The following is an 18721-nucleotide window of genomic DNA, read 5'->3' as shown; positions in this document are numbered from 1 at the left end:
GAACATTTCATGAGTTGTAAGCCAAAATAAGCAGGCCACCTCCATGCTGAGGTGCATAGGGTGACCTGAATGATTAGTCGTATTGGAGGTCTTCTACATTAGGTTTTAAAGCGTTGAATCAGCTCTAATAATTCCTGGGTAAGATTAGCCAGTGAGGCAGATGCCGCCGTAATCTCTTCCATGGATGCGAGTTGTTCTTCAGAGGCAGAGGCAACACGAGTTGCATGATCTGCTGTCTCATGACCAATGGTTTTGAGTTGCACTAACGTGGCATCAACCTGCTGTGATCCAGCCGACATCTGCTGGGCAATGGCTGAGACATGTTCAATCTGCTCATTAACATCTGTAATCTGTGATGAAATGGAGAGGAATAGTTCACCACTTTCATGGATCACTTCCGCTATATGGCTCACCTCGGCATTCCCCTGTTCCATATTTTCAACGAGAGAAAGGACCTCTTGCTGAACGTTATGAATCAACGCTGCAATCTGCGCTGCTGATATTCTGGATTGTTCAGCCAGATTACGAATCTCGGAAGCAACAACACCGAACCCGCGCCCGTGTTCACCTGCTCGTGATGCTTCAATGGAAGCGTTAAGGGCAAGTAGATTGGTTTGACGGCTAACTTCCGTGATCATGCCTGTAATATTTCCAATCTCTTCCGAACGTTGACGGAAATTCTCCAGTGCGGTCATGGACGTCTGCACAGAAGAGGTGGCGCTATCGACCATACGCATAGCGGACTGAATCTTATCAGTTCCGATGGTTGTTCGCTCAGCCACAGCGCGCGATGAATCTGAGACATCGGAGGCTGCCTTTGCAATTCTTCCGATTCCTACAGATATTTCATTCATGGAACGGGAGGACTCTTGCAGTTCCTGCACCTGTTTACCTGCTTTATCTGCAACTTCGACTCCTGTTAATGCAATCAGTTCGGCGGCTTTACCTGTTTCTTCGGCACCTGCGGTCAACTGTTGAGAGGTGGAGCCGACAGATAAAGCATGTTCGGATATAACCGATATGGTATGTCGCAATGTATCCATCATCTGATTCATATGACCCGCCATGACGCCAAATTCATCTTTAGATCGTACAGGTAACTTTTGTGTCAAATCTCCGCCAGCCAGCTGTCCAGCGACGATATTAACTTGATTCAACTGCCTTACAATGGAGACGATAGTGTAGGTAACCACGCTTGCAAGCAGAAGTACAGCCAGTGCGGCAATAAGTATGGACCAGTTCAAGCTGTCATAGAAAGGTTGAAGGATGTGGCTCTTTGGCAGTGCCGATACCAGGTACCAGTTTGAATCCGTTCCTTGTAACCTGGCGGGCTCGGCAATAAACAGTTCTTCACCTACTTCAGGGTCCGTAGCGTAAAACTGAGACTCGCCAGACTGTATACGCTGAATGACTGTCTTCATCTCAGATGGAATTACGGCTCCTTCATTAGCCAGTTCCGGTTTGGAGCCGTGTGCAGCAATCTGTCCTTCACTAGTAATAAGCATGGCATAACCCTGATCCGGATTAAGTGATGCTATATTTTGTTGAAAACGATCAATGGTAAAGTCGGCCCCAACAATGCCTAGAAAATTTTTGTTTTCATCTAATAGAGGGAGGACAATCGAAACGAGCAGTGTTTCTTTTCCGCCAACCGTGTAGGTAACAGGTTCGGACCAATAGATGGATTTGGTTTTCTTTGGCTGCTGATAGTAAGTACTAGTTTCACCGCTTCCCTCATAAGTAGGCATAGGCTCAAAATGCAGGGAGTTGCCATCACTTATAACGTATGGAACGAATCGACCCGTAGCATCATCATATTCTTTTTTGTTGATGTGCTCCGCATCGTTTCCATCAAAGGCATTTGGTTCCCAGCCCGTATAAAAGCCAAAAACTTTCTCGTCCTTCTTCAGATATTGTTCAAGGAGTCTGACGACTTCTTCACGGTTGAGTGATCCGTTCTGAGCGGCATCCAATAACGTGGTACTCATGGTGTCCAACGTGTTTTTCACCTGATTAATGTCAGTCATAAACTCATTTGTAGCCCGGTTTGCTGCCTGTCCAGCAACGGTTTCGCCGTACTGGAGGCTTTTGTCGTAAATGGATTTGGTATTAAATGCAATCAGGGCTCCAATACAACAGAGTAATACGATCCCGAGTAAAAGTCCAAGCTTAACAGCGAGCTTGCGATTGCGAAAAAAATGCATGTTTTAATCCCCCTCGATGTCATTCTTGTGATGTATATATGGATGTGTGCTTCTCCTGAAGGGAGTCTATATTTTATATCGTTATTTACGTTCCTATAATGAAGATAATTAAAAAAAAGCATAGAAAAACAGCTGTCGAGAAAATCTCGACAGCTGTTTGGGTTGAAACTTTAATGTGATTGCAACGATTAACGGTTGTAGAACTCGACGATTTGTTTTTCATCGATGTCTTGGGACAATTCAGCACGCTCAGGCAAGCGGATGAATTTACCTTCTACAGCTGCTTCGTTGTATTCAACGTATGCTGGAAGATGCGAACGGCCTTCCAAAGCTTCTTTAATGGAAGAAAGAGCGCGGCTCTTCTCACGCAAGCCGATTACATCGCCAGTGCTTACTTGGTAAGAAGCGATATCGACTTTTTTGCCGTTTACAGTTACGTGACCGTGTGCTACCAACTGACGCGCTCCAGCGCGGGAGTTAGCAAACCCAAGGCGGTAAACGAGGTTGTCAAGGCGGCACTCAAGCAAGAACATGAAGTTCTCACCGGCAATACCTTGCATTTTTTGAGCTTTAGAGAACAGTGTGCGGAATTGCTTCTCGCCCAAACCGTACATGTGGCGCAATTTTTGTTTTTCTTGCAATTGCATACCGTAGTTGCTGATTTTTCTGCGTTGGTTAGCTCCGTGCTGACCTGGAGGGAAAGGACGTTTCAATTCTTTGCCTGTTCCGCTAAGGGAAATGCCGAGGCGACGGCTCAATTTAAATTTAGGACCAGTGTAACGTGCCATGTTTAAAGTAGCTCCTTTTTAGTTAAAGTTCATATTAGGGCTCTGTTTGCGCTCCAATTTGTTGATGCGGGCTTGGCCACGCATAGAACGATCAGGAAAGTTCAGCCGCTGTCCTGAAAGCAACAAAAAGAATGAGGGTGACACAACCGGTAATGCCCAAATTTAAAGACCCATTAGTAGTCTTCATCAACAATTTATATTACAGTTTAAGAGAAACAAAGTCAAGCGCAGAATAAAAGCAAAAAAACGTCTAAATTTGTCGATAGGTCATTGGGCCTAAAATAATGGGACATTTTTCTGAAATATGGATGCAAAAATGGTTTAAACAGAGTAAAATAGATTGTATCTTAACTTTAAATCATCTTTATGTAACAAGGTTATCGCAACGAATTTGCAGGTTTGCGATAACGTCTGCAGATTAATGCATCCTGGTGGATGCAAAAACGGTGCAAAGGAGCGCCTGACATGTTAGAACATCTAAGAAGTTTACCTGCCAGCTTGAATTCACGAAGTTCGGGCGATTCCGCATCTTTTGCCGCTCCTCGTTCTCATGAAGAGCATGTGTTGTGGATGCAAAAAATGGATATCACACCTTTTGATTTTTCATATTTGGGCAGCTTGCTAGAGCAGGCATACAGTGACTGGAACTCCAGAGTGGGTTCAAGGCTGGCCAGACCATCAACCTTTTACAGTGTGTGGAACACGGAAGGTGATTGCATAGGATACGATAGCGATCATGAAGCTGATCCGGGCGTAAATGCACGCAGGCTGGTATTGGAATGTTTGGATAAGAGACAGGCCCTGTCCCTTAAAGGGACAAGCGAACACGGAGAATATCTTATAATAACACATCCCTTATTCTCCAGAACTAACAAGGATATGTTTGCCGTATTCACTGCTGTGATCTATGAATCCAATGGATATGAAACGTCTGAAGCTGTGGTTCAATCTGAGGCATTGCATTATCACACCTGCTTTTACCGAAGATTCGAATACATATTTATGACGGACCTGTTACATGCTCATGAACAAACAGCCCGTGAGGAACACCGGAGGTCCATCCTCTTTCAGATTGTTCAGCGAATGCATGACAAAATGGATGTCGAGGCCATATTGGATGAGGTATTTGACAGTATGGATTACTTGTACCCGGCTACTTATATCAAATTGTATATGTCTCAGGATCAGAGCAACTCTGATCCACGGATTAAACCGTTGCTTGTCCACGAGCGAGGAGAAGATATTTGTGTGCGTTCATTTATGGAAGGTAAGCTGATCGTTGCTCGCTCACATGATGCAGAGAACCGCATTGTAGATGTAGGGATTCCGCTGAAAGGCAAACAAGGCATATACGGTGTGTTCCATATCGAAATGAATGAAGAGATTATGGAAGAATCGGACTTGCAATTGATTACGATGATGGTAGACACTGCAGGAACGGCCTTTGAGAACGCCAAGTTGCATGAACAATCCAATATGTTAATTCAGGAACTTCGTTTAATTAATGATCTTACACAGCGGTTGAACAAGAGTCTGCATCTTTCGGAGATTTATCAACTATCCGAACAAGAGTTAAAGGAAATATTCCAGGCTGAAACGTGTTGCATTCTTCAACTCAATGACAGTACAAATGACTTCGAAGTCATGTCATCTAACGTGAAAGATGTTTTTCACCAATCCTTTTCTGTAGACTACGGTATCGCAGGTTTGGTCTATCGAACAGAGGAACCGCTTATTATAGCCAATTATGCGCAATTTGATAAAGTGTCCTCCTTTTTCATGGAAGATACTGGATCCATGTCACTGATTGCATCACCGATCCGAGTCAATGGTGAAGTGAAGGGTGCCATTTTGCTGGGACACAGTAGAGAGCACTACTTTTCATATGATAACTATAGGCTCTTGCAGATGTTATCTATTCATATTGGGCTTGCCCTGTCAAATGCCACGTTACATGCCGAGGTTCGGCGCTTGGCTAATCTGGATATGTTGACAGGCCTGTACGTGAGGCATTATCTGGACAGTGTGATTCACGAGCGACAGGCTCATGAATTCTGTGGCTCCCTCATTGTGGTGGATATTGATCAGTTCAAACAGGTGAATGACACATTCGGACACCAGACGGGGGATCAAGTATTGAAGCAAGTGAGTGAGATCGTCACCAGCTCTGTTCGCTCGGAGGATGTCTGCGCCAGATGGGGTGGAGAAGAACTGGCGATCTATATGCCACAGGTGAGTGTAAGGCAGGCGTTAGATTATGCGGAAGTGATTCGAAAGAGAGTCGCAGAAGAGACCAGACCGCCCGTTACGGTATCCAGTGGCATCGCAGAGTGGAGTTGGATGGATGAAAAGGTCAGTGTAGAGTCCTTGTTTTATCGGGCTGATATGGCTTTGTATAGCGCCAAGAATGGTGGTCGGAACAGAATCGTTGTAGAGGAACAGGATGTAACACGTTAAGAGAGAACAATTCCAATTGCGGAGTCGTTCTCTTTTTTTTGTGCATGGGAGAATCAAGATGTGTATAGAAGGAAGTATAAGCGTATACGGGCGGGGCAATCTATGGAGAAAGTTCATGGAAGGGTGAAGATAGACATGTTTAACCGCCATTCGGTACGTACATTATGGTTATTTGTGAGCATCGTGATTATTGGTGTTCCGGGTTGTGGATTAATCCAGCGAGATCAAACGCCTGAAGAGGTCTTTTCCTTGGCTTTATCGGGGATAGCGGGAAAAGAAACGTTGAGTTTTGAAGGAGAGGCAGGACTTCGACGGGAGAACAGTGGGCTGTTTGAGAATCAGTTCAAATTTGAAGGCAAGCTGGAGAATCATGATCGTCTGACCCTTCAGACCCGATTACCTGGAGAAGTAACTGCTGTGGGGACAGGCATTCAAACAACTGCCGTAAAAAATAATGGACAGCCCAGTGGGTTTAGCGCCTCTTTTGAGCGGAAACAAGGGCAATGGATGGCATTGTCAGCGCAGCATGAGCCGCTGCGTGGGTCTCTTTCTCGATTTAACCCAATCGCCCAATTGGAGAAGATTGATGGGATGCACAAAACGATTCAATCCGAGTATGGGGCCGGTCGTCGAACCAGAACATTACGGATTGAACTTGCACCGGAAGACGCCAAATCATGGGCTGTAACCCAGCTAAACGACGAGATGAACGCCATTCGGGCAGAATATATGCATAAGGCAGCTACGGTGAAAGGGGCGCGTAAGGAGAAGCTTGAGAAGGATCTGGAGAAAGTTTGGAAACAGGGCGAAACAACGATGCAACAGATGATGAAACAAGCGAGCGTGCAGACGGTATATCATCTCACGGTAGATCGGAAGAGCAGTCTGCCTCTTCGCTTATCCTCTGAAAGTCAGATGAGTTACACGGACAACAACCGTAAAAGTAACAAAGAAGCCCTTGTCACCGATGTGAACTTCAAGTCATATCAATAAACGAAGTGAGGGACTGCCTACTGACGGGATGACTGTTCGCGTGCTACAATAGTATCGTAATTTACCGTTGTTCAATTCAAGTATGGCAGATGACAGGAGGATTTTACCAAGATGAAAGACCCAAGAATTCAAAAGCTTGCAGCAAACCTGGTGGGCTATTCAGTAGATGTACAGCCTGGTGAAAATGTATTGGTTGAGATGATTGGATCGGAACGTGATCTGATTAACGCCATTATTGAAGAGGTAGGAAAAAAAGGTGGTAACGTCTTTGTACAGTTGACCGATAAAACCGTACAGCGTGCGATGCTGAAAAATGCCACAGAAGAAATGATGAAAACATGGGCAGAGATTGATCTGAACCGTATGAAACAGATGGATTGTTATATCGGTATTCGTGCGGGAGAAAATGTGAATGATCTGTCCGATGTGCCGGAAGAAAAAATGAAAATGTACAATGCATTGTACTCCCACCCGGTACATAGTGAACAACGTGTCAAACATACGAAATGGGTTGTACTGCGTTACCCTAACGCAAGTATGGCGCAACTCGCCAATACAAGTACAGAAGCGTTCGAAGATTTCTACTTCGACGTATGTAACCTGGATTACGCCAAAATGGACAAAGCGCAGGACTCGCTTGCTAACCTGATGAAGCGGACGGATAAAGTTCGTATCACCGGACCAGGAACAGAGCTGAGCTTCTCCATTAAAGATATCGGTGCAGAGAAATGTTCTGGCCAAAAAAATATCCCGGATGGCGAAGTGTACAGTGCCCCTGTGCGCAATTCCGTGAACGGAACGATTAGTTATAACTCGCCAACCCTGTACAATGGAGTGACTTTTGAAAATATCAAGTTCACGTTCAAGGATGGCAAAATTGTTGAAGCGACAAGTAACGATACAGAGCGTTTGAATGAAATCTTGAATTCGGATGAGGGTGCTCGTCATATCGGTGAATTCGCGATTGGATTTAACCCGCATATTCTTCATCCGATGAAAGATATCCTGTTTGATGAAAAAATCGCAGGCAGCTTACACTTTACGCCAGGTCAGGCGTATGAAGAAACCGACAATGGCAACCGCTCGTCCATCCACTGGGATCTCGTATTGATCCAGCGTCCGGATTATGGCGGCGGGGAGATTTATTTTGACGATGTGCTGATTCGTAAAGACGGTATCTTTGTCATTCCTGAGCTGGAATGCTTGAATCCGGACCGTTTGAAGTAGGAACAGGATTTTGCTGTTGCTAGGAAAGCGGATTCACGGTATCATGTAGTGGTAATTAATAGATGATACCAATAGTAAAAAGACGGAGGGATTCCTATGTCGAGTAATAACGCGGCTGTAGTAGAAATTGCTCAAACAGCAGGCAAGTTTACTTCTTCAATCGTGCTTCATTCGGAGAACAAGTATATCGATGTAAAAAGTATTCTCGGATTGTTTACAACGCTGATCAGCACGCACAGCTATGAACTGCATGTTCATGGTCCAGATGCAGTTGAAGCGAAAGCAGCCATGTCAGAAGTATTTGCCAAGCATGGACTGAATGTAAGCATCGCATCTGAGTAATAGCTCTCAAGAAGCACCTTTGCCTTTTTTGGCAGGGGTGTTTTTTGGCATGGAATGATCTGAATACTCGTCTGGACGTGACTGGAACAGGTGGATTAAGCTTCAACAAAAGGCTTAACTTTGCGGGCTTATTTTGGTCAGGTTCTTGTATTAGCTCTTCATTTCGTCTAATATTAGAGGTAGAACGTCTTTACGCGATTTTTGGGACATAGGGGGGAAAAATGCATGACTTCATCTGATCTGCAGGACCAGCTGAGTTTGAAAGCGATCAGTCTTCTTCAAGAAGATGCAGATAAAATACAGAAGCTTATTGAAGTACAGATGGAGAATCTGGCTACCCGCTACTGCCCTCTCTATGAGGAAGTATTGGATACACAGATGTATGGGTTCTCCAAAGAAGTTGATTTTGCTGTTCGTGCAGGGCTCCTTCCAGAAGGTGCAGGTAAGCAGCTGGTTAGCGCGCTTGAGCGGAATTTGGCAATTTTATATGAAGCCTTGAACAAGAAGAATGAGCAATAGCCTGCAAATGCGCGGGTCAGAATAGAAGGCATGCAGGCGTTTATGCATGCTTTTTTTGTGCGTCTGAACGGGGTGGGGATGCAAGCCAGCCGGAAGGCGTATACAAATAAAGAGACAGCACCGAATGTAAATTCGGACTGCCTCTTGTGGCTTGTTTATTTTAATCGATACGTGAGGGCCTGGTTACACCAGGAAGAAGGATACACCGAGTATGATATATACCACGAGCAGGAGTAAACCTTCGTACCAATTCGTTGAACCATCTTGGGTGATGGACTTCGCAATAAATACGGATACGCCGATGGCGACCAACTCAATCGTTGTGAATACGATATCCATGGTTCTGCCTGTGAAGTAGCTGACAAAAATCAGTACAGGAGCAACGAAGAGTGCGATCTGCAAACTGCTGCCAACCGCAATTTCAACGGCGGCTCCAATTTTATTTTTCATGGCAAGCATGATGGCTGCACTGTGTTCGGCCGCATTACCGATGATGGCTACAAGGAATGCACCGACAAACAGTTCGCTAAGTCCAAATTCCGAAGTGAAGACTTCAAGCGTGCCCACCAGCCATTCACTGACGAAGGCAACCATGACTGTTGCGAGCACCAGATAGAGAATTGATTTTTTCTTGGACCATGCCGGAGCATGCTCATGAGGTAACTCTTCATCGCGATCCTCAGTGACGTCTGCGAGGTAGTTCTTATGTGTCATCATGGAGAATAGCAACCACGCAATATACGCGAGGATGAGCAATCCGGCCACGATGAGACTAAGTGTATTGGTGTCTTTCTGTGTAATGGAATGTGTATTGAGAAAGACTGCCGGAATAAACAGGGCAATAATGGCAACAATCATCAGGGAACCATTCAGACCTGCAAGTGAAACATTATAATTCTGAATTTTGAACTTGAGTCCTCCGGCAAAAATACTTAACCCGAGCACTAATAGCAGATTTCCGATGATAGAACCTGTCAGACTAGCTTTGACCATGTCGAAGAGTCCCTCTTTGACGAGGAAAATGGCGATGATCAATTCGGCAGCATTGCCGAAGGTGGCATTCAAGAATCCACCCAGCCGCTGTCCGGCGTAGTGGGCTACATTTTCGGTGGCTTTGCCTAAAAAACCGGCCACAAAAATAACCGAAATGGCTGATATCACGAACTGTAGAATCGAATCCCATTTCAAGTAGTGGGCGATGGCACTGAGTGCAAAGAACGCAATCAGCAAAATGGATGAAATCCGGTTTCTCACAACAAACACCTCGGTTATAAATTATTTTGTTTTGAATTGCATTGTAAATCGCTTATGAGATTATTTTCATATTTCAATATAACCAAATGGTGGTAGGTTGTAAACGCATCTTTTTGAGTTTAATTTGCTTTTTGGGGTGGAAAGGATTTAAAATACGAGTAACGAAGTGAAGGAGGATGTGGCATGGCAGAACAACTTCAACTGGAGAGCGGAAACATCCGGATTGCCGATGACGTGGTTGCAAAAATTGCCGGAATGGCTGCAATGGAAACACCCGGAATTGCCGCAATGTCTGGAGGATTGTCAGAGGGCTGGGCGAAGCGACTCAGCGGTAAAAACGTACAGAAAGGCGTGAGCGTTGAGGTCGGCCAGCTGGAAGCAGCCATTGACCTGCGCATCATCGTCCTATACGAAACCCCGATTCATGAAGTTTCCCGTATGCTTCAGCAGAATGTAAGAGAAGCGGTAGAGACCATGACCGGATTACGCGTGGTTGAAGTCAATGTAAAGGTAGAAGGCGTATCTTTCAAAGGCGACGATCTGTAGAAATCGCAATCCGCAATGGAGGACAGAGCGATATTGACCTGTTCTTCATCTTGATAGACAGAATTGTACCGAGTACACATAAAAAGGCTGCGCATCCATTAGGTGCACAGCCTTTTTTGTGTTGTTTTTTATCGAATCCGACGGATGGACTCCCGTGAACGAAGAGCAGGAGAGGTACGAGTCTGTGTCTGTACAGTTACGGACTTCGTTTTCTCTTCCTTGATCACGTCCAGATTGTTGGTGCGTGAGATACTGAGCAGAATGCCCATGGCAACCATCATTACAAAGAGTGAGGTACCCCCATAACTGATAAACGGAAGCGTAACCCCCGTCACCGGAATGGTTTGAGTTACACCACCGATGTTGATAAATGCCTGAATCGCGATTAGTCCCATGATACCTATGCCGACCAATGTTCCGAATGGATCGGGACAGCGGAGAGAGACAATAATTCCGCGCCAGATGAAGTACAGGTAAACAAGCAGGAATAAGGCACTTCCGATGAATCCGAGTTCTTCCCCGATTACGGAGAAAATAAAGTCATTATACGCGTTTGGCAAATAGTGCAGCTTCATCGTACCTTGTCCAATCCCTGAACCTGTCATGCCGCCATCACCAATGGCAACAAGAGAACGGTAGAGGTTAAGACTTCCGCCATTAATATCGGACATTGGATCAAGGAAAGCCTGAATACGTCCGATCTTGTAGTTCTGCTCCGCAGTGACTGCTGTTGTAGCAGTCGTTGTGTCGGAAGGAGACATGGAAGAAAACAGGGAATTCGCTCCGAACGCCAGTGCCCCACCGAGTACAACCAGGAGAATCGAACCCAGGATATGTTTCATACTGGCTCCACCGGCATAGATCAAGAGACCACAGGTGGACACCAGAATGAAGGTGGTACCGAAGTCTGGTTGCAGCATAATCAGCCCTGCGATGAATCCAACGATGAACAAGACGGGAACGTACCCTGTCTTGAAAACCCTGAATTTCTCGCCTTTTTTGGTAATAAGAGCAGAGAGATAGAGAATGATAGCAATTTTTGCGAACTCTGCAGGCTGAAGACTGAAACCAAAAATGTGAATCCAGCTTCGTGCACCGTTCAATACTGCACCTGAGATCAAAACAATCACCAGCATGACCGTAGTGAGCAGGAAAAAGGGTGCATAGAGCTTTTTGTACTTGTTGAAGCGGATATTCATGGCAAAAAACATGCCAAATAGACCGATAATCGCCCACATAAGTTGTTTTTTCGTGAAGTAAAGGGCATCATTGTTAAATTTATCGCTTGCGATTGCAATGCTGGAACTGGAGCTGAATACCATCACCAGTCCAAAGCCCACCAACAATAAAGTGAGGATTAGCAGTTGAAAATCCGGCGTGCCTCTCTTCGTTTTCGTTTGGGCCGTTTGTTGTTTCATCGTTTGGCCCAGCCTATGCTTCCAGCAGTTCTTTAAGCTGCTGTAATTTTTCGGCTGCCAGCTTCACGACTGGTTGCGGAACGGAAGAGTCATAATCCAGGCCGTGAGGGAAAGTGGCTTTGCCGAGGTATACTGCTTCCACAGCAAGAACGGTATCCGGTTTTTCCAATTTGCCTTCCACAGCGCGGGTATTAATGCGTACAAAGTATTCTGAGTTGGTTAGTTCATCTTCAATTTTGTAGTCATATGTAGCACGGTAATATTCCCATTGCCACCGGACAAATCCGACTTTCTCGGCGCTCTCATCCAGGTATGCCAAGTCGCTCTTCAAGCCATCCAAGCCTGTATTCTCAAAAATCATAAGCGTTTGATCCTCCTCATAAGCTTCCGAGTATAATTTCTCGAGTATTTCTCTAGTTCATGATAGTATGTTTCCCCTTCCCGTGCAAGCTTTCCAAAGGCGTTTCGTATCGGTTTTCTTCCAATTCTGCTACAATATACAGCAATAGGTTTGAAGAGGAAGGTTCGGGCTTGATCCAAGTCCCGTTCAAGATTGAAAGGGTGGAGAGACATGACTAATAATATATGGTGGGAAGATCTGCAGATCCACATGGTGGAATGGCGGCGTCATCTTCATCGCAATCCCGAGGTTTCCTTTCATGAGGAGAAGACATCCTCTTTTGTAGCGGATATGTTGGAGAGCTTTGGCGTTGAAGTGAGGCGTCATGTTGGTGGTCACGGGGTCATCGGTACCATTCGTGGGGACAAGCCGGGTCCTGTCGTCATGCTGCGAGCTGATATGGACGCACTTCCAATTCAGGATGAAAAGAATATCGAGTATGCATCACAACAAGCAGGAGCGATGCATGCATGCGGCCACGATGGTCATATCTCCATCTTGCTCGGTACGGCATTGTATTTCAGTCGTCACAAGCAGGAGATCCAAGGAGAGATTCGCTTTTTGTTCCAGCCAGCAGAAGAACTGCTTCCGGGTGGTGCAGTTCAGGTCATTGCGGATGGTGCGCTTGAAGGCGTGGATGTCATATATGGCATTCATCTGTGGACCCCGCTGCCTATAGGTGTTGTTGCCAGTAAAGCAGGACCGATGATGGCGGCGGCGGACGATTTTTACATTGAGATCAAAGGCAAAGGTGGACATGGCGGGATGCCACAATCCACGATAGATAGTCTTATCGCGGGTTCTGCGCTTGTGATGCAGCTTCAGACCGTTGTCAGTCGTTCGGTGGATCCATTGCAACCCGCGGTGCTGACCATTGGTACAATGCAGGCGGGCTCGGCTCAGAATGTAATTGCAGAGCAATGCAAAATGAGCGGTACGGTAAGAACGTTTGATGAAGAGACCCGAAACGGGATGAAAGAGCGTGTGCTTACCATGGTAGCCCAGACAGGGGCAGCTTATGGCGCAGAGACGCAAGTGAAATATATTATGGGATATCCGCCTGTGGTGAACGATGAACAGGAGACAGAACGTTTCTTCAGAGAAGCTACAGAATTATTTGGGGCAGAACGAGTGCAAGCTTCCCCGATGCTGATGCCAGCGGAAGATTTTGCGTATTATCTGCAGAAGGTTCCAGGGTGCTTTATGTTTGTTGGAGCAGGCAACCCAGATAAAAATGCGATCTATCCGCATCATCATCCGATGTTTGATTTTGATGAAGACGCAATGCAGACGGCCGTTAGATTGTTCATAGCTATGGCTAAGGGTTACACAGCAGAATGACTTTAGATGCAGTTGGGCATCCTGTTCATACCGAGGTATGGGCAGGATGTTTTTTTGTGGATTTTATAGATGTTGTCCAAAAGTCCACTTTTCGGTACTGAAAACTAGACTTTTTGAACGTGCACTTAAAGTGGTTCATTTTCGGAAGCTGCCGGAACTGGACTTTTTTGTGATAGGAGGAAGGCTCCAAATGGAAGGAACAGAACATATGGTAAGCACAGATGCTTGTATCGTTCAGCGAGATTTTACAGTTTTGCTGGAAGTTGGCCACCCCGGATTCGAAAGAGCAAGAGAGCAGCTTGGGATGTATTCAGAACTAGTTAAGACACCGGCAGCGTTCCATACTTACCGAATCACTCCGTTATCGCTCTGGAATGCGGCTGCGCTGGGATGGAATGCAGATCAGGTCATCGCAAGTTTGGAGCTGGTATCCCGCTGGAACGTGCCTGCTGCACTTATACAGGATGTTCGGAGAATCATGGATCAGTATGGCAAATTAAAACTGCATTCCGAAGCAGATCACACTAGAATGCGTCTTTACAGTGAGGATGAGCGGTTGCTGGATGAATTAAGTGGATTGAAATCGATAGCTGCCTTTCGCATGGAACGTAAGGACGCTCATGAACTTCTGCTCCCAGGAGAACAGCGAGGGTTATTAAAAAGGGAATTAACACGATTGGGTTACCCCGTACTTGATTACGTAGGATATCGGGAGGGAACCAAGCTTTCATTTGATTGGCGGTCTAATGATCCGGGGGACCACTCTGAGCGGTTTGCGTTGCGTTCTTACCAGAGAGAGGCTGTGGATGCATTCGAAGGCAGTGAGGGCATGGGAGGAAGCGGTTTACTCGTACTTCCTTGCGGGGCAGGAAAAACGGTCATTGGCATGGCCGTGCTGGAGCGGCTTCAATGTGAATGCCTTATTTTGACGTCCAATACAACGTCTGTGCGACAGTGGATTCAGGAAATTCAAGACAAAACCACGATTACCAGCGAACAGATTGGTGAGTATTCAGGTCAGAAAAAACAGGTGAAACCTGTGACTGTAGCTACATATCAGATTCTTACACACCGGAAATCAAAGGATGCTGATTTTACCCACATCAAACTGCTCAGTGAGCGGCAATGGGGGCTGATCATATATGATGAAGTACATTTGCTGCCAGCACCAGTGTTTCGTGCAACTGCGGATATTCAAGCTACGCGAAGGCTGGGATTAACGGCCACATTGGTTCGAGAGGATGGCTGTGAACAGGATGTGTTTTCGTTGATTGGTCCAAAGCTCTATGATATGCCGTGGAAACAACTGGAGCAGCAAGGGTGGATTGCTGATGTACAATGTCAAGAGATACGTATTCCGTTTTCCCCGGAACTAAGATCAAATTATCTGCAAGCCGAGGTTAAACATCAATTTCGATTGGCTGCCGAGAATCCGGCGAAGGTACATGTAGTTAAGCGTTTGCTGGAACGTCATCGGGATATGCCTGCGCTAGTGATTGGACAATATCTGGATCAACTTGAGTTGATTGCCCGGGAAATTGAAGCACCTTTGATCTCGGGTACCATGTCACAGCAAGAGCGAATCAAGTGGTTTGCCGCTTTTCGACGTGGAGAGATTAAAACAATTGTGGTATCCAAGGTTGCCAATTTTGCTGTGGATTTGCCTGATGCTGCTGTTGCGCTTGAGATATCCGGAAGTTTCGGGTCAAGGCAGGAAGAGGCACAGCGTTTGGGAAGAATTCTGAGACCAAAAGCTGGAGAAAACAAAGCATATTTCTATGCGTTGGTATCAGAGGATAGTAAGGAACAGGAGTTTGCATTAAACCGTCAGATGTTCTTGGTCGAGCAGGGATATGAATATGCCATCGTTCATGAGAACGAATAGTCCATTTATACTCGCGAAAAGAGGAGGGATTGGGATATGTCTTCATTTGAAGCAATAGATGAGCCTGTGGTACTGAACCTTGATTCATGGTCAAAGCTTGCTTTGGTGGAACAAAAAGTGCTTGGTGCAATTTTTCACAAACATGCCGGTCAGCCTTTTTCCTCCCTCCTGCCACGAGAACAGTGGGCCATCGAAGGACTAAGTGTCGCAGAAGCCAAATCTTCATTCGCCAGCCTTAGACAGCAAAAATGGATTGAATCTGTATATAAGAGTTGGGGAGAGCAATTATTTTATATTCCTGCTTCGTTGATGGAAACATTGACGATTGCTTACGCACAAAAAGTGGGCATAACCGTTAAACAGATGGCACAGCATGCTCATGTATTACAGGAAGGAAAGCCGGATATTGCTGCGGAACTTCTTCATCTGATCGCGTGGATTGAAAGAGAAGGACTTCCTTTGACAGGGAAGGGCACTATACATAAGAAAAGTGTTCAAAAATTAAGTGTGATCACGGTGTTATCTTCGACAGACTTTGAAGGTCTGGGCATCCGATATGATCATTCGGATTTGTATCCGACCCACGTAGCTATCCTTCTCGATCTACTGCTCAGTCTGAATCTCGTTCAGAAGTCAGATGGCCAAATTCAGATTGTAGATCATCGATTACACAAATGGTTGCAGCTCTCGTGGAGACAGATGCATCGGGAAATATATCAAGCGTGTATGGAAAGATACGGAGAAGCTGAACCCGCGTTGCAGCATTTCCGTTATCAATTGGCAGTGTTGGCTCCAGAAAAAAACATATGGTGCCATATAGAGAATTTGGAATTGAAACCACGGATCAGGGGCTGGCTATACGCACTGGCTGGCTGGGGTTATGGTGAAGTAGGAGAAGATCAGTCGGGAGCGCTGGCATTCCGTTGGCTGATCGAACCGCATAGCCTGTTATATCGAGAACAAGAGATGGTAAGTGAGGCGGAGCCGTGTGGATTTTACATGCAGCCTGATTTCGAAATGTTGGTGCCGCCCGAAGCAGGGCCTGATGTGATCTGGATGCTGGAGCAATGCGCAGAACGGGTGATGCGTGATCGAATGTCCATCTACCGTATGACAAGAGAGCGATTCATTTCGGCCTTAGCCAGAGGGTATGAATTACATGAAGTGATAGAGTGTCTGGATCAATATGCGCTGACAGGCATACCAGAGAATGTACGTATTGCGTTAGCAGATTGGGGCAAGGAGACGGATGCTGCACCGTTGACTGTAAATCGGAGTATGAAGGTAATGGAGGCAAGTACAGGCTCCGCAGATGATCCGAAGTTATTAGAAAATGATGTGTTGAGCGGTGTATATTCTTCTTTCTACACTCCCGATAATCTAGGTCTGGTTGAAGTCCCTGCTTCTCTGCATGGGTTGGAGCGTGATCATTCTGTCATTGAGAAGAAGTTCTCTCTGTTGGGATTTGAGGAGATACCGGAGACATGGTACAAGGAGTGGCGTCGATATCATAGTTCAACCGCCCGACAGATTGCTGCCAAAGCCATTGAGTGGCAGACCAAGCTGGGGATACAACAGGAAAATCAAACGCAATACCTCATTCCACATCAGGTAGAGGGTCATGAACAATGGACTTTAAGCGGTTGGTGCATGTTGGATTCAAGTGAAAATACATCAGAGACGGAATGGCGTACATTCTCCCCGTCAGAGTGGGATACAATGCGTCTTATCCTGCCAGATGATGTCATAACCTGACTATTTCACGTGAATATCAGGTTGAAAGGCGAATTTTCGAGTTCCCCCTATTTCTAATTGCAGGAAAAACTCTTCTTAACTATTCATGGATATGCTATGATGAGGTAGTCTACGTTAAGTAGAACTTTATATATAGATAGGATGAATATTTCATGAGCGTAGCGGAAATGAACACGGTCGATATGGCCCAAGTGTTAACGGGCGCATATGAACTGGGCGACATGATTAACCAATCTGCCGAAGTATCGGATTATTTATATTGGAAGCAGCAAGTCGAGACTACCCCTGAGATTCAGATGGGGATTCGGAAGCTGAATGCCAAGAAGGAATTGTTTGAAGAAACACAGCGTTTCGGTCATTTTCACCCGGATTATCATGCAGCAAAAGACCAGGTGAAGGCTCTGGAACAGGAGTTGGAAAATTTCGAGGCGGTAATCCGCTTCAAACAGGCAGAGAAGTCCCTGGATGATATGTTATTCCAGATGTCAGAGACCATTGCATTTGCAGTGTCAACGACCATTAAAGTACCGAGCAATGACCCGAATCCGAAGGGCGGCTGCGGTAGTGGCGGCAAGTGTGGTTGCAGTTAAGTAATCATTATAGAAGGGCGGGGAACGATGATGTTTGCGGAAAGGACAGGATTCATTATTTGGGTCAGTGATTTGAAGGCTGCCCGTAATCTCGAAAAATATGGCACCGTGCATTATATCTCCCGCCGTATGCATTATGTAGTCATGTATGTTAATGCAGAACGGGCAGATGATACGATGAAAAATGTGAAGCGACTTTCCTATGTGCGCAAGATCGAACGCTCGTATCGTAATGAGATCAAAACCGAGTATGCGAGCAAAACGATGGACAAAACGAGCTTTTACGGAATATAGACGAGAAACTGGAGGGACCCTTTGGGGTCGCTCTTTTCTTGAATTATACACAAATTGGCTATTGTGAAAAAAAGTTAAACTTACGCCTTGAGGTTGCGGGACTAATGTTGTAATATATTTGGTAATAAATAGATAGAAAGTCCTATCTGGTGGAGAGTGATTCCCATGCGTGATAAGGTGATGCAACGTTGGAGCACCTACGAGCCGTTTTTCGTGGCTCTTGGAGACAAGAAAGTGGCCGACATCGTCATTACCCATCATGCCAAGATGCGGTATGCAGACCGTATTGAGCCTGCACGTAGTGATGATGACCATATTGCGGCGTGGTTATGGGAGTGTCTGAAGCAGGACCGTATAACACCATACTACCGTAATGAACAGGACGTCTACCTGATTGATGAGGATCTGGTGGTGGTCGCCGAATTTTCCGAACTTGAAGGAGAATATGATATTGCGGGCAACCCGCTGCACAAAATGATTGTAGTTACGTTTCTGGGACGTATGTCGGAGACCATTGAGTTGAGGGACCTGAAATCATATTATTCATGGTTAAGACATTCAAGAAGAATGACGTTGGTCAAAAATAGCCGCAAGCATAAGTAAGCCTGAGTAGATTCAATATGTTGAAATCATAGATTCAAGGATTATCGCATGCAGACAAGCTGCATGCTTTTTTTGTTGCTAAGCGGGAAATCGGCTACAATGTAG

The 18721-nt window shown here is 45.7% G+C and carries 17 protein-coding genes; 12 read left to right on the top strand and 5 right to left on the bottom strand.

What is annotated here, in order from left to right; genetic code table 11:
* Positions 1 to 98 precede the first annotated feature (98 nt).
* Together MHI55_RS21290 and rpsD are read right to left on the bottom strand one after the other, a co-directional pair.
* Positions 99 to 2204 (bottom strand): methyl-accepting chemotaxis protein, encoded by a 2106-nt coding sequence (locus tag MHI55_RS21290; protein ID WP_340386831.1) that lies wholly within the window; start codon positions 2202 to 2204, stop codon positions 99 to 101.
* A gap of 188 nt (positions 2205 to 2392) precedes the next feature.
* Complete coding sequence (gene rpsD / locus MHI55_RS21285) at positions 2393 to 2992, bottom strand: 30S ribosomal protein S4 (RefSeq protein ID WP_017687421.1); 600 nt, start codon at positions 2990 to 2992, stop codon at positions 2393 to 2395.
* A gap of 465 nt (positions 2993 to 3457) precedes the next feature.
* Between rpsD and MHI55_RS21280 the strand changes: the two genes are divergently transcribed.
* The 5 genes from MHI55_RS21280 (at position 3458) to MHI55_RS21260 (ending at position 8530) form a co-directional block, all read left to right on the top strand.
* Positions 3458 to 5449 carry a sensor domain-containing diguanylate cyclase gene (locus MHI55_RS21280; RefSeq protein ID WP_076250856.1) on the top strand — a complete coding sequence of 664 codons (1992 nt, stop codon included), beginning with the start codon at positions 3458 to 3460 and terminating at the stop codon, positions 5447 to 5449.
* 102 nt (positions 5450 to 5551) lie between these two features.
* Positions 5552 to 6442, top strand: coding sequence for a hypothetical protein (locus MHI55_RS21275; protein ID WP_076250858.1), 891 nt, complete (start codon positions 5552 to 5554; stop codon positions 6440 to 6442).
* Positions 6443 to 6553: 111 nt separating this feature from the next.
* Positions 6554 to 7669, top strand: coding sequence for an aminopeptidase (locus MHI55_RS21270; protein WP_076250860.1), 1116 nt, complete (start codon positions 6554 to 6556; stop codon positions 7667 to 7669).
* A gap of 96 nt (positions 7670 to 7765) precedes the next feature.
* Complete coding sequence (locus MHI55_RS21265) at positions 7766 to 8011, top strand: HPr family phosphocarrier protein (RefSeq protein ID WP_036614658.1); 246 nt, start codon at positions 7766 to 7768, stop codon at positions 8009 to 8011.
* Between the two features lie 225 nt (positions 8012 to 8236).
* The gene (locus MHI55_RS21260) at positions 8237 to 8530 is read left to right on the top strand and encodes a YlaN family protein (protein WP_036614657.1); all 294 of its coding nucleotides are present in this window, start codon (positions 8237 to 8239) and stop codon (positions 8528 to 8530) included.
* 183 nt (positions 8531 to 8713) lie between these two features.
* Here MHI55_RS21260 and cax read toward each other — a convergent pair whose 3' ends face one another.
* Positions 8714 to 9784 carry a calcium/proton exchanger gene (gene cax / locus MHI55_RS21255; RefSeq protein WP_340386828.1) on the bottom strand — a complete coding sequence of 357 codons (1071 nt, stop codon included), beginning with the start codon at positions 9782 to 9784 and terminating at the stop codon, positions 8714 to 8716.
* Between the two features lie 183 nt (positions 9785 to 9967).
* Between cax and MHI55_RS21250 the strand changes: the two genes are divergently transcribed.
* Positions 9968 to 10330 (top strand): Asp23/Gls24 family envelope stress response protein, encoded by a 363-nt coding sequence (locus MHI55_RS21250; protein ID WP_017687428.1) that lies wholly within the window; start codon positions 9968 to 9970, stop codon positions 10328 to 10330.
* 128 nt (positions 10331 to 10458) lie between these two features.
* Here MHI55_RS21250 and ftsW read toward each other — a convergent pair whose 3' ends face one another.
* The gene (gene ftsW / locus MHI55_RS21245; protein ID WP_036614653.1) at positions 10459 to 11748 is read right to left on the bottom strand and encodes a putative lipid II flippase FtsW; all 1290 of its coding nucleotides are present in this window, start codon (positions 11746 to 11748) and stop codon (positions 10459 to 10461) included.
* Positions 11749 to 11761: 13 nt separating this feature from the next.
* Positions 11762 to 12109 (bottom strand): YugN family protein, encoded by a 348-nt coding sequence (locus tag MHI55_RS21240; RefSeq protein ID WP_036674884.1) that lies wholly within the window; start codon positions 12107 to 12109, stop codon positions 11762 to 11764.
* A 210-nt stretch (positions 12110 to 12319) separates the two neighbouring features.
* Between MHI55_RS21240 and MHI55_RS21235 the strand changes: the two genes are divergently transcribed.
* The 6 genes from MHI55_RS21235 to MHI55_RS21210 all read left to right on the top strand — a co-directional run bounded on the left by MHI55_RS21235 (position 12320) and on the right by MHI55_RS21210 (position 18616).
* Positions 12320 to 13489: a M20 family metallopeptidase gene (locus MHI55_RS21235; RefSeq protein WP_100527109.1), complete on the top strand. Its 1170-nt coding sequence runs from the start codon at positions 12320 to 12322 to the stop codon at positions 13487 to 13489.
* A 190-nt stretch (positions 13490 to 13679) separates the two neighbouring features.
* On the top strand, positions 13680 to 15374 hold the full coding sequence (locus MHI55_RS21230) for a DNA repair helicase XPB (protein ID WP_340386826.1): 1695 nt from the start codon (positions 13680 to 13682) through the stop codon (positions 15372 to 15374).
* A gap of 36 nt (positions 15375 to 15410) precedes the next feature.
* Positions 15411 to 17129, top strand: coding sequence for a helicase-associated domain-containing protein (locus tag MHI55_RS21225; protein WP_340386824.1), 1719 nt, complete (start codon positions 15411 to 15413; stop codon positions 17127 to 17129).
* 152 nt (positions 17130 to 17281) lie between these two features.
* Positions 17282 to 17719: a YlbF family regulator gene (locus MHI55_RS21220; protein ID WP_036614642.1), complete on the top strand. Its 438-nt coding sequence runs from the start codon at positions 17282 to 17284 to the stop codon at positions 17717 to 17719.
* Between the two features lie 30 nt (positions 17720 to 17749).
* The gene (locus MHI55_RS21215) at positions 17750 to 18013 is read left to right on the top strand and encodes a YlbG family protein (protein ID WP_026080981.1); all 264 of its coding nucleotides are present in this window, start codon (positions 17750 to 17752) and stop codon (positions 18011 to 18013) included.
* Positions 18014 to 18178: 165 nt separating this feature from the next.
* Positions 18179 to 18616 (top strand): hypothetical protein, encoded by a 438-nt coding sequence (locus MHI55_RS21210; protein ID WP_017687436.1) that lies wholly within the window; start codon positions 18179 to 18181, stop codon positions 18614 to 18616.
* Positions 18617 to 18721: the final 105 nt, after the last annotated feature.

This window comes from Paenibacillus sp. FSL E2-0151 (assembly GCF_037993015.1).
GTDB classification, from domain to species: Bacteria; Bacillota; Bacilli; order Paenibacillales; family Paenibacillaceae; genus Paenibacillus; species Paenibacillus amylolyticus.
This window is presented reverse-complemented; position numbering and strand designations above follow the sequence as displayed.

What these genes read in the sequence shown, in the direction of transcription:
- MHI55_RS21290 (WP_340386831.1), bottom strand. Translation starts at nt 2,204, where the DNA reads ATGCATTTTTTTCGCAATCGCAAGCTCGCTGTTAAGCTTGGACTTTTA.
- rpsD (WP_017687421.1), bottom strand. Translation starts at nt 2,992, where the DNA reads ATGGCACGTTACACTGGTCCTAAATTTAAATTGAGCCGTCGCCTCGGC.
- MHI55_RS21280 (WP_076250856.1), top strand. Translation starts at nt 3,458, where the DNA reads ATGTTAGAACATCTAAGAAGTTTACCTGCCAGCTTGAATTCACGAAGT.
- MHI55_RS21275 (WP_076250858.1), top strand. Translation starts at nt 5,552, where the DNA reads ATGGAGAAAGTTCATGGAAGGGTGAAGATAGACATGTTTAACCGCCAT.
- MHI55_RS21270 (WP_076250860.1), top strand. Translation starts at nt 6,554, where the DNA reads ATGAAAGACCCAAGAATTCAAAAGCTTGCAGCAAACCTGGTGGGCTAT.
- MHI55_RS21265 (WP_036614658.1), top strand. Translation starts at nt 7,766, where the DNA reads ATGTCGAGTAATAACGCGGCTGTAGTAGAAATTGCTCAAACAGCAGGC.
- MHI55_RS21260 (WP_036614657.1), top strand. Translation starts at nt 8,237, where the DNA reads ATGACTTCATCTGATCTGCAGGACCAGCTGAGTTTGAAAGCGATCAGT.
- MHI55_RS21250 (WP_017687428.1), top strand. Translation starts at nt 9,968, where the DNA reads ATGGCAGAACAACTTCAACTGGAGAGCGGAAACATCCGGATTGCCGAT.
- ftsW (WP_036614653.1), bottom strand. Translation starts at nt 11,748, where the DNA reads ATGAAACAACAAACGGCCCAAACGAAAACGAAGAGAGGCACGCCGGAT.
- MHI55_RS21240 (WP_036674884.1), bottom strand. Translation starts at nt 12,109, where the DNA reads ATGATTTTTGAGAATACAGGCTTGGATGGCTTGAAGAGCGACTTGGCA.
- MHI55_RS21235 (WP_100527109.1), top strand. Translation starts at nt 12,320, where the DNA reads ATGACTAATAATATATGGTGGGAAGATCTGCAGATCCACATGGTGGAA.
- MHI55_RS21230 (WP_340386826.1), top strand. Translation starts at nt 13,680, where the DNA reads ATGGAAGGAACAGAACATATGGTAAGCACAGATGCTTGTATCGTTCAG.
- MHI55_RS21225 (WP_340386824.1), top strand. Translation starts at nt 15,411, where the DNA reads ATGTCTTCATTTGAAGCAATAGATGAGCCTGTGGTACTGAACCTTGAT.
- MHI55_RS21220 (WP_036614642.1), top strand. Translation starts at nt 17,282, where the DNA reads ATGAGCGTAGCGGAAATGAACACGGTCGATATGGCCCAAGTGTTAACG.
- MHI55_RS21215 (WP_026080981.1), top strand. Translation starts at nt 17,750, where the DNA reads ATGTTTGCGGAAAGGACAGGATTCATTATTTGGGTCAGTGATTTGAAG.
- MHI55_RS21210 (WP_017687436.1), top strand. Translation starts at nt 18,179, where the DNA reads ATGCGTGATAAGGTGATGCAACGTTGGAGCACCTACGAGCCGTTTTTC.